This is a genomic window from Sphingomonas sp. SUN019 (assembly GCF_024758705.1).
GTDB lineage: Bacteria > Pseudomonadota > Alphaproteobacteria > Sphingomonadales > Sphingomonadaceae > Sphingomonas.
Genome location: NZ_CP096971.1, coordinates 1,346,551 through 1,356,579 on the forward strand (window position 1 = coordinate 1,346,551; position 10,029 = coordinate 1,356,579).

Sequence of the window (10,029 nt, forward strand, 5' to 3'; positions counted from 1 at the left end):
TGACGGGCGATGACAGGGGTCCGGAAAACGCGTCGGAGTCGGTCGCGAAGACCGAAATCTCATACCAGAAATCCCGCGCCTTCGCGATGAGGGAACAGCGCGGCTGACCGCCGGCGTCCAACAATCCGTCCGTTCATCACCGTCGCCGAGATGAAAATTCTTAGGCAGTCGGGCTCCTTCAGAAATATCGCGGGATCGGCCCGATTTGGCGAGTCTGGTCGGGAAGTTCGACGACCATTTCGTCGACGTAGCACCAGCCCCAGCCTTCCGGCGGGTCGTAGCCTTCGATGATGGGGTGCGCGGTCGCGTGGAAATGCGCTGTGGCGTGCCGATGCGGCGAATCATCGCAGCAGCCCACGTGGCCGCAGATACGGCAGAGCCGCAAATGCAGCCAGCGGCTGCCAATCCGCAGGCACTCCTCGCACCCCCGCGCGCTTGGGATGACATCGTCGATCGCTTCCAAGTGACAGCAGCCTTGCATGATGCTCTCCTCTCTGACTGTCAGCCCGCGAGCGCCAGATGGACTTGCGCGATAACCGCCGCACCTTCGCCGACGGCGGCAGCAACGCGCTTCGTCGATCCCGCGCGGACATCGCCGATGGCGAATACGCCCGCACGACTGGTTTCGAGCGGCAGCGTAGTGCGCTTGGTCTGCCTTGCGTCACCGGCGCATGCTTGCCCGGTCAGCACGAAACCCTTGGCGTCGGTTTCGACGCAACCCTGTAGCCACCCGGCGTTGGGATCAGCACCAATGAAAAGGAAGAGATGGCGCATCGCATGATGACTGGAGACACGATTGGAAAGTTGGCGGAACACCGCGGCGGTGAGCCCGCTCTCACGATCGCCCTCCAGCGCTGCGATTTCGGCACCGACGTGAAGTTCAACATTTGGCAACGCCGCGATCCGATCGATCAGATAGCGCGACATCGTCGCCGAGAGCGGTCGGCGGACCACGACATGCAGGCGCTTAACTTTCGGTGCGAGAAACACGATCGCCTGACCGGCCGAATTGCCGCCGCCGACCAACGCCACCTCTTCTCCCGCGCATAGTCTCGCCTCGATGGCGGAGGCCCAATAGGAAATGCCGGCACCTTCAAAAAGGTCGATATCGGGCACCTGCGGGCGTCGATAGCGGGCGCCGGAAGCGACAACGACGGTGCGCGCGCACACTCGTCCACTGGCGGTGTCGAGGGCGAGCGACGCGTCCGGCGTGTCGCAAACAAGTTGTGACACCGTGAGCGGGATCGCCATCTCGGCACCGAACTTGAGTGCCTGGTTGAAGGCCCGGCCGGCGAGCGCCTGACCGGAAATGCCGGTCGGAAAACCAAGATAATTCTCGATGCGCGCCGAGGCTCCGGCTTGCCCGCCCATGGCGCGTTCATCGAGAACGATTGTCGACAGCCCCTCGGACGCCGCATAGACCGCCGCGGCAAGCCCGGCCGGCCCTGCGCCGACGATCGCGACATCGTACCGCTTGTCCGGATCGAGGTCGGCGGTCATGCCGAGGCAGGCGGCCACCTCGACATCGCTGGGCCGCTTGAGGATTGTGCCGTTGGGACAGACCATCAGCGGCAGATCATCCGGTGCAACGCCGAGTCGTTCGACCAGCGCGCGACCCTCCTCATTCGATGCGGCGTCGAGGACGAGGAATGGATAGCCACTGCGGCTGAGGAAGCCCTGAATGCGCGTCAGGTCGCGACTGCCCGGCACGCCGACGAGTATCGAGCCCGACCCACCTTCCTCGATCAGCCCGACGCGCCGCAGGATCAACGCGCGCATGATGATCTCGCCAACATCGGCCGAACCGATCATCAAGGCGCGCAGGTGCGCGGCGTCAAACGGGAGTGCGGTGCATCCGTCAGGCCCGGCCCTGCCGGCCGCCAACGAGGGCCGGCCGGCGAGCTGATTGACTTCGCCGGACAGCTGGCTCGGACCGTGCGTGGTGATCAAAGCCTCGTGCGACAGCCCGTCGCGACGGATGACGTCGATCGTACCCTCGAGCACGAGCCAGGCGGGCGCTTCCTTTTCGCCGATCGCATAGATCTGTGAATTTGGCGCGAAGTGCTGCGCTGGACCGCTGGCGAAGCGTTTCGCTGTTCCCACTTGTGCCGGATCAAGCACGGGGAACATCTGATCCCGCCGCGTGTCGAGCGTGCTCACGACGTGGCGGCCGGGGCGAGGTCGCCGAGCAAGGTCGGGATCAGTTCGGAGACGGTCGGGTGGATCGGCACCGCCCAGCGCAGCGTATCGATCGACTGGTTGGCATTGATCATGTCGAGCACGCCGTGGATCGCCTCGTCGCCGCCGGTGCCGAGGATCGCCGCGCCCAAGATGCGTTGCGTATCCGCATCGACGACGACCTTCATCAGGCCGTTCGTCTCGCCCTTTTCGATGGCACGGCCGACCTTGGTCATGGGACGGCTGGCAACGAGCACGCGCTTGCCCGATGCAACCGCTTCGGCTTCGGTCATGCCAACGCGGCCAAGCGGCGGATCGGTGTAAAGCGCATAACCGGGAATGCGCTCGGCCAGCGTTCGGTGCGCGCCGTCGAGCAGGTTCGCTGCGACGATTTCGAAATCGTTATAGGCGGTATGCGTGAAGGCGCCGCGACCGTTGCAATCGCCCAGCGCCCAGACGCCCGGCATGCTCGTCTGCAACATATTGTCGACGACAATGTAACCGCGCGCGTCGGTTGCGATACCGGCGCGGTCGAGGCCGAGATCTTCGGTGTTGGGGCGTCGGCCGACCGCGAGCAGAACGTGACTGCCCACCACAGACGGCTCGCCGTCGCGGCAATCGACCGACACTGCCACGCCGCGGTCATGCGCGGCGAAGGCGATGCACTCCGCGCCGGTACGGACGGCAATGCCCTCGCCTTCGAGTATCCCGCCGATGGCGTCGGAAATCTCCGGATCCTCGCGTGCGATCAGCCGATCGTTGCGTTCGACGATCGTCACTTCTGCGCCGAAGCGACGAAACATCTGCGCGAATTCGAGGCCGACATAGCTGCCCCCGACCACCACCAGATGCTCGGGCGTCGTTTGAATGGCGACCATGTCGGTGTTGTCGAGATGTGGTACCGTGCCAACGCAAGGCATATCGGGAACGCTCGCGCGGCCCCCGACATTGAGGAAGATGCGCGGCGCGGTAAGCTCCTGCTCGCCGACCGCGATGACGCAGGGGCTGGTGAAGCGGGCATGACCGCGCAGGAAGGTTAGTCTCTTCATCGTTTCGAGCGATTGCTCGCCGCCCGTACGGGCATTCAGCGTTACGCCGCGCGCGCGTTCCGTGACGGCCTTCATATCGACGCTGACATCACCCACCCGCACCCCGAAATCGCCTGCGCGCCGCGCCAGTTGCGCGGCATAGGCGCTGGCGACCATCGTCTTGGTAGGCATGCATCCCGTGTTGACGCAGGTGCCGCCAACCAGATGCCGCTCGATCAGCGCGACCGTCATGCCTGCGCCGGTCAACCGGGCTGCAAGTGGTGGCCCGGCCTGCCCCGCGCCGACGATGATCGCATCGAACGCGCGCGTCACAGCGCGGTATAGATAAGCACGGCGGCGACGATCGCCACGGCATCCTCGACGAACGCCGCCGGAGAGTCGCGGTCGAAAGCGGCGGCCAGACGCGCGCGCACCGCCGCGCCGCCGAGCGTTCCGATCACCGCGCCGATCAGCCCCAGCGCCAGCCCGAGCAGCCAGGATCCGGTGCCGTACCCGATCGCAGCGCCGGAAACGCCACCGCTTAGAAGACGCGCCCCGAACTGAACCGGCACCTTGCGGCTTGGCGTCGAGGGCAACTGATCCGTAATCAATTCACCGATCGCCAGCAGCGTGAGAATCCACGGCGTATAGCGCCAGCCAAGAAAGGTGAGCCAGCTGTCGTCGATACCCAGATGCCCGCGTGCGGCACCCCAGGCGACGGTGGTAGGCGCCATCATCGCTCTCAATCCAGCAACGATGCCGATGACGAGTGCGAGAAAGATCATCTGCCGTCTTCCCGATGCTGCTCAAGATCTGAGCGTTTCACGGCGCGATATCGCCGTCAACGGTCTGCCAACCTGTGAGCACCCACCACGCCTCAGTAAGATGACCCAATTATCGTCGAGAAGACCCATAAGCCGCGGTTCCAGCACCCTCGTTCATTTCCTGACACCGGACGCTCGTTCAGGTCGCCTAGACCTCTACGGTCTCGTCCGCCCGCCTCCTCAGTTGTTACGACAACGCAAGACTGGGCGAGCGGTCCAGACAAGACATTCCATTGTGATTGCGCGCGAAAGGATATATTTTCTCAGATCTCAATGGTGGTTTTTTTCGCAGACCGGTTTGAGTCAATGGAGGTTATGATGCGTATCGCCTTTGCGGCCGCCCTGCTCGCTGTCGCGTCGCCTGCTATGGCCCATCCTCACCAGTCCGTCCGCTTAACGCCCCGGCAGGCTGCTGCCGCGCTCCAGAACCCGCTTCTACAGGATGCAGGCGCACGCGCACTCACACATTTAATCGGGATATTGCTCGATACGCGGGTTGGACCGGCGGGACCACTGGTTGCGCCCGACGCTCACATCCGCCCGGATGATACGCTGCGCGACCTGGCACAGCGGGACGATCCGCGGTTCGAAGAGCATTTTCATCACGATTCCCGTCAAGCGCTCGCCAAGGCGGGGGCAGTTGCGGGCGGAGCGGCGGCGCAGGCCGTGGAGCTGAAGCGCACCGCAAAGCGGTTGGACGCTGCACTAACTCCGCTACTCGACGCGCTTGCCAGCAACAACTAGGCGTCGCCTTACTTGCGTATTGTCCCCATCAGAAGTCTCGACCCGCCATCCCGCTGATCGCCATACCAGCCGTCGCGGTGATATCGTTTTCAGCGGCGAGCTGCTGCCGGGCATCAGACACCGTCCGAATTACCTTTGCGAGAGGCGAATGAGACCCAGGAGAAGACGTTTACGGCATCCTATCGGCTTCCCAATTTCGGTCACTCGTTCATGCGGTTTGTTGATGCCACAGCCGCTCCTCCCGGCCTGACCGTTAGGCACCGACGCGGGCGATGCGCATGCGAACGCAAACGTTATCGCCGGGCGCGATACCGGCCTGCACCCGCACCGCAGCCCTCAGCGGTAGCAGATAGCCGCCGTCCTTCGGGAAAAGCGAGGTTTCGAACGATGCGCTGGCGATACTGGCCGTGACCGGAACGCAGCCCCAGCCGTAGCTCGCCTCACGCGCGGCATAGCTTACCTCACCGAGATGCTCGGAAGGTATGGCGACGAAGTAGAAGGGAGCGGGCCCACGCCACTCAATTACCGCCGCCTCGAACACGATGTCTAGGAGAGGAGCGGCTCCGGCATGCATGTGGCAATGATCATCTGAGCGGCGCAATGAAGCAAGCGTTGCGGACGGGGCGGGTGCCGGTCGTTGCCTAACGGGCGGAAGCTGGCGGTTGCGACCCATTCTCGGCCGTTCATCTACCCTCATGCAGCTTCCAAAACCGGGCTTTCGTTCATCGCGGTTCCAAGAGTATTTTCCCGAAGCAATTCGTGATGGTCTATTAAGCCGGGACCGGCGATGCCATCACGAAAGTGTCGCCCTACGCGGCAAAGCGAGGGCAGCGTTGCCACCCCCCCCGCCCCCTTGGAACGTCCGGTATTCGTCACCGCGGTCGGGTGGCCGCGACCTGCACCGGTTGCAGTCGCGCCGCGAGCTGCACGTTGTTCTGTTTCGCCGCCGCCAGCAACTCCTTGCGTTGTGCGTAATAATCGACGGCTGCTATCGAATCTCCGATCAGCAATTGCATCCGGATACGCCGTCCTTCGTACCCCGCTGGCAGCGGCGCCAGATCGTGGATCCTGTTAAGCGTCAGCCGTGCGGCGCGCGCCATCGTCGGGCTAGCCGAACGGATCGAGATCGCGACGGGCCGGCCATCCTGACTACGCTGGAACGTCGCGACGACAATCCCGCTTTCGCCGTTGGACGGATAGACCATCCGGCTTTCGATCTTCTTGTTGGTGGCCTTCACCCAACCCTGGAGCCGGTCCGGGCTGGCGTTGACCGACGTACTGGCGAACAGCAGTGTCGCAGTGACCAGTCCGCTCATTAGGCCGATAACGATTTGCTTCATGTCCCTGTCCCTTCGAGTTTCGCTTCCAACGTTGTTCATCGGACAAGTCACTTCTGCGCCTGGGCGCGTGAGCGCAGGCGGACAGAGAGCGTGAAGAGATCGTGAAAAGTTCGCGCTGCGCGTGAATAGCGCGAGGTCACATTTTTCTGATTGAGAGGTCGTTCGGCAGTCGGCCCGTTCGGCCACCACCGTTGGCGCGTGCCCAAAATTGGTTTGGATCGCATTTGATGGGACGTGGCAGCAGCCGTTTTCTATTTGCGCTTGGGACGCCCGGTTAAATCGCGAAAGGTGTCCTGAGGATCCACATCTGGACATTCAGCACTGATCGGCGGGTTCACCGAAGCAGACGCCCGTTCATATGGGTATTCCGTCGGACACGGCGGACGGAACAAACGGGAACGCTTCCTACGCTACCGGTGAGCGGATGTACTCGCGCCGGAAGCCCAGTCCGAGGATGCGGGCCGGGATCGACTGGAGTGCCGGCACCCTGCTCACCAGCCGGAGCAGCGCGCCGGCGCGAGGCGTCTGGTTGCGAAAGGCCGCGCCGATGACCCGCTCGTGGACAGCGTGCTGTAACCCCTGGATGAACCGGGTCGGCAGCATCCGGCGCTGTTGCACCTTGGCCGCAAGCGCGTCGACCGGCAGGCCGGCCGCGAGCGGCGCGGCGAGGAAGTTGGCCGCAGCGACCGCGTCCTGGATCGCCAGGTTAATGCCTACGCCGCCGACCGGTGACATGGCGTGCGCCGCGTCGCCGATCGCCAGCAGCCCAGGCGTGTGCCAACGCCTTAGCCGGTCAAGCGAGACACTGAGTAGCTTCACGTCGTCAAAAGAGGTGACCGTATCCATGGCGTCGGCGAGCACCGGCGCGGTCGCGACAACGTCGGAGCGGAAGCGCTCAATACCGGCGGCGCGAACGGCGTCCGCCTCGCCCTTTCCAATCACCCGCGCGCATTGGTAGTAATCACCGCGGTCGATCACGACCACCATATGCCCGTGATCGATAAAGCCTTGGGTGCGATTCTCGGCAGTCAGCTGTTTCGGCACGCGGAACCAGAAGACGTCGATCGGTGCGCCGAGATCTTGGAGCGGAAGATCCGCCGCCTGCCGCAGGAGCGAGCCTCGCCCATCGGCGGCGATCAAGTAGTCAGCACGGATCGTGTCGCCCGTCGCCGTACGTACGCCAGCGACCCGGCCGTCGCGCCGGACCAGCTCCGTCGCGGCGCTCCCCATCTGCAGGGTAAATGCAGTCAGAGCCGCTGCCTCGCCGGCCAGGAAGTCAAGGAACTCCCATTGCGGCATCATCGCGATGAACCGGCCGGGCGGCGGTAGGCGGTTGAAATTTGCGATGCGATAGGTTCGGCCGCCGAGCACGGCTGACACCGTTTCTACCTTCGCGTGCGGACGCGCGAGCAGACGTTCCAGCAGGCCGAGCTCCCCAAATAGGTCGAGCGTCGAGGGATGAACGGTGTCGCCGCGGAAATCGCGGAGAAAGTCGTCGTGCTTCTCCAGCACGAGCGTACGCACGCCCGCGCGTGCAAAGAGGTAACCTGCCATAATTCCTGCCGGACCACCGCCAACGATGCACAGCTGGACAGGCTCGACAGTCATACCGCTCCCCTTGCGTCGGCGCGGACAATGGCGGCACCGACGGTTATAATATCGTGGTTCCGCCAACGCTCCAACCTGCCGATGTCGTCGAAATTGACGAGCTTCGATCGAGCCGACCCGCCAACTTTCCGCTCGTATTGATTCAGGCCACCCCGGCGATCGGGAGCCTTCGAACAGTTCAAGACCTGACTTATTGGACGCATACTCGGGCACTCACGTCCGATCGGCGCCTCGCGACAGCGGCCGTCTATTCACGCAAACTGATGAGGTTGTTCGAAACCGCAGATGGTCGATGACTGCGCTTGACGGCCAGAACGGACTGCGCGGCCATTCGGACGGCGAAGCTTGCAAAAGAGCAGACATATTGCCGTCACGGATACCGTTGCTGCGAACGAGCGAACATGGTCAGGAACTCGCTGGCATGCTTCCAAAATAAGCAACGCTGCAGGGGCCATTCATTCGGCCGCCGTTTCCGAATAGCAGTTGATACCATAGACTAGTATTGCGTGAGTGAATCCTCGCAAAATCGCATGTAAAGTTTGTTCAGTGAACGCTAAATGGAGAAAGCCAGACACTCATACGCCGACGGTGTCGAACCGCAAATTGGCTGATGGCAGCGACCCCGCAGGCCGCGCACGATAGGCCGCCCAGACGTGGAGCGTGCCATCGCTCCACCGCGCCGCCTGGTAATGGCGCTGCACCACCAGGCCGTCGTCGGGCACTTCTTCTTCCGGGATAAGCAGCGCGCCGCTGCCGTCGCCCGCCAGGATCGCGGTCACGCTGCCCACCGGCTGCCCGCCGCCAGCTTCGTCGCTGACCGAACCGCGAGCCAGCATGATCTGCTCATCAGGACCGGCGCGAATCGGCAGGAGCGGCACCCATTGCGGCGGCATGTGGCGGAAGAGCCGATATTGCGGCGGGGCCTGCGGGTCGCCGGTCAACTCCGCCGGGCGGGCGTCGGACAGCGGCACGCCGGCTTGCAGCGGCGATTCGCGCATCTGCTCGATCGCCCAGGCGATGTTGGCCTGCTCGTCGCGGGTCAACGTGACTTGCTCGACGACCGGGCCGATCAGCGGCTGGGCGAGCCGCGGCGCAAGGTACAGGAGGTTGCTGATCGCCGCGCCTTCGGCCTCGTCGCTGTCGGCCGGCATCGCGTGGCGGAACAGACCCCAGCGGCTCGTACCGTTCACGCCCGCGGGCTGCAGCAGGGTCTTCGCCCCGAACGTGTCGACAACGACCAGCGAGGACGAGGCGATCAGCCGCCCGACCGGGAGGTCGACGCCGATCACGTACCAGTCGTTGCCGTAGCCGCTGAGCGTCTCGACGAGCAGGACCTGCGCGAGATCGGTGCTGGCTGGGTGGATAGCGGCGATGTTTAGGCGGCCGTCCTCGAACTCCCAGAAGCGCGTCGCGGGGAGGCCAGGCGCGGTCACCGGCGCCGGGACGACGGTGCGCGTCACCGCCGCCCCCGCCTCGGCGGGCTGGGTGCCGAGATTGACCTCGCCGTTGACGTCGAATTCGTACCAGTCGACTGTGTCGCGGTCATAGCGATGCGCGGTGAGCGTGGACTCGCCGAATTGGTCGGGCGAGCGCCGCCCGGCCAGCGAGGCGGTGTATTCGAAGCGCGCCGGCTGCCAGCACGCGGCTTCGGGATCAGCGTAGTGAAATAGCGCCCCCAGCCACTTGCGCCAGAAAGCGGATGCTTCCCTGACCTCTGCGATGTCCCCCGGATCGATTGCCCGGTCGATCCGGGGCACGTCACGGCCGGCGAGTTCGGCCAGCAGCCGGCGGCCGTCGGGACTCCGCCCGGCGTGCAGGCGGGCGTAAGAGGCGGTTGCCGAATCGAGTACGGCCAGCTGCGCCTCTGGCACGTGTTCGAGCGCGTAGCGGGCGACGAAGTCCGCGCGGTAATCCTGCGACGTCCGCTGGCGCGCCAGCAGGGCGAGGAAGTGCCGTCCGGCATCGATCGCCAGCCGCAGCCCCGCGGGGCTTTCGGTTTCGGGCGTGAGCGGCACGGTGACGCGCTCGATGATCGCTTCCAGCGGCGCCGCGTCGGGGGCGAAGCGCGGGGCGCTCAATGCGGTATTGGGCGGGATCGGCCCGGCGACGAAGCGTGTCGGCGGGGCTGCGACCCCGCGCCAGCGGGCGACGATCGGATTGCCGCCGTCGTGCCCTGCGAACTCGCCGACTTGCCATTGCCGCGCGAGCAGCCACAGCGGGTCGTGCACCGGCGCCGCCGCCCCCGCCGCAAGGTCGCTCCGGAGCGGCTGCGGCTCAAGGCGGGAGAAAGTCGTGATCGATGCCATC

Annotated in this window: 9 protein-coding genes; 1 reads left to right on the top strand and 8 read right to left on the bottom strand. The window is 64.7% G+C overall.

The window, feature by feature from the left end:
• Positions 1-178: 178 nt before the first annotated feature.
• Genes M0208_RS06595 through M0208_RS06610 form a run of 4 tightly spaced genes read right to left on the bottom strand, consistent with a single transcriptional unit; the run spans position 179 to position 3,991 of the window.
• The gene (locus tag M0208_RS06595; RefSeq protein ID WP_258890929.1) at positions 179-463 is read right to left on the bottom strand and encodes a UBP-type zinc finger domain-containing protein; all 285 of its coding nucleotides are present in this window, start codon (positions 461-463) and stop codon (positions 179-181) included.
• Positions 464-501: 38 nt separating this feature from the next.
• Positions 502-2,160 (bottom strand): FAD-dependent oxidoreductase, encoded by a 1,659-nt coding sequence (locus tag M0208_RS06600; protein ID WP_258890930.1) that lies wholly within the window; start codon positions 2,158-2,160, stop codon positions 502-504.
• Positions 2,157-3,539: an FAD-containing oxidoreductase gene (locus M0208_RS06605; RefSeq protein WP_258890931.1), complete on the bottom strand. Its 1,383-nt coding sequence runs from the start codon at positions 3,537-3,539 to the stop codon at positions 2,157-2,159. The genes M0208_RS06600 and M0208_RS06605 overlap by 4 nt, the downstream gene beginning before the upstream one ends.
• Complete coding sequence (locus M0208_RS06610) at positions 3,536-3,991, bottom strand: DUF4126 domain-containing protein (RefSeq protein WP_258890932.1); 456 nt, start codon at positions 3,989-3,991, stop codon at positions 3,536-3,538. The genes M0208_RS06605 and M0208_RS06610 overlap by 4 nt, the downstream gene beginning before the upstream one ends.
• 357 nt (positions 3,992-4,348) lie before the next feature.
• Here M0208_RS06610 and M0208_RS06615 point away from each other — a divergent pair, with 357 nt between their 5' ends.
• Positions 4,349-4,774, top strand: coding sequence for a hypothetical protein (locus M0208_RS06615; RefSeq protein WP_258890933.1), 426 nt, complete (start codon positions 4,349-4,351; stop codon positions 4,772-4,774).
• Positions 4,775-5,027: 253 nt separating this feature from the next.
• On the opposite strand, the gene M0208_RS06620 is transcribed toward M0208_RS06615, so the two are convergent.
• The 4 genes from M0208_RS06620 to M0208_RS06635 form a co-directional block, all read right to left on the bottom strand.
• A complete protein-coding gene (locus M0208_RS06620; protein WP_258890934.1) occupies positions 5,028-5,348 on the bottom strand; it encodes a DUF1905 domain-containing protein in 321 nt (106 codons plus the stop codon).
• Positions 5,349-5,646: 298 nt separating this feature from the next.
• Entirely contained in the window at positions 5,647-6,114 is a 468-nt protein-coding gene (locus tag M0208_RS06625) for a hypothetical protein (protein ID WP_258890935.1), read from the bottom strand.
• Between the two features lie 405 nt (positions 6,115-6,519).
• Positions 6,520-7,722 carry an FAD-dependent oxidoreductase gene (locus M0208_RS06630; protein ID WP_258890936.1) on the bottom strand — a complete coding sequence of 401 codons (1,203 nt, stop codon included), beginning with the start codon at positions 7,720-7,722 and terminating at the stop codon, positions 6,520-6,522.
• Positions 7,723-8,297: 575 nt separating this feature from the next.
• On the bottom strand, positions 8,298-10,028 hold the full coding sequence (locus M0208_RS06635; RefSeq protein ID WP_258890937.1) for a hypothetical protein: 1,731 nt from the start codon (positions 10,026-10,028) through the stop codon (positions 8,298-8,300).
• Between the last annotated feature and the right edge of the window lies 1 nt (position 10,029).

Bases quoted from the DNA above. Each gene is read 5' to 3' on its own strand.
- M0208_RS06610 (WP_258890932.1), bottom strand. From the start codon at position 3,991: ATGATCTTTCTCGCACTCGTCATCGGCATCGTTGCTGGATTGAGAGCG.
- M0208_RS06635 (WP_258890937.1), bottom strand. From the start codon at position 10,028: ATGGCATCGATCACGACTTTCTCCCGCCTTGAGCCGCAGCCGCTCCGG.
- M0208_RS06630 (WP_258890936.1), bottom strand. From the start codon at position 7,722: ATGACTGTCGAGCCTGTCCAGCTGTGCATCGTTGGCGGTGGTCCGGCA.
- M0208_RS06615 (WP_258890933.1), top strand. From the start codon at position 4,349: ATGCGTATCGCCTTTGCGGCCGCCCTGCTCGCTGTCGCGTCGCCTGCT.
- M0208_RS06625 (WP_258890935.1), bottom strand. From the start codon at position 6,114: ATGAAGCAAATCGTTATCGGCCTAATGAGCGGACTGGTCACTGCGACA.
- M0208_RS06620 (WP_258890934.1), bottom strand. From the start codon at position 5,348: ATGCATGCCGGAGCCGCTCCTCTCCTAGACATCGTGTTCGAGGCGGCG.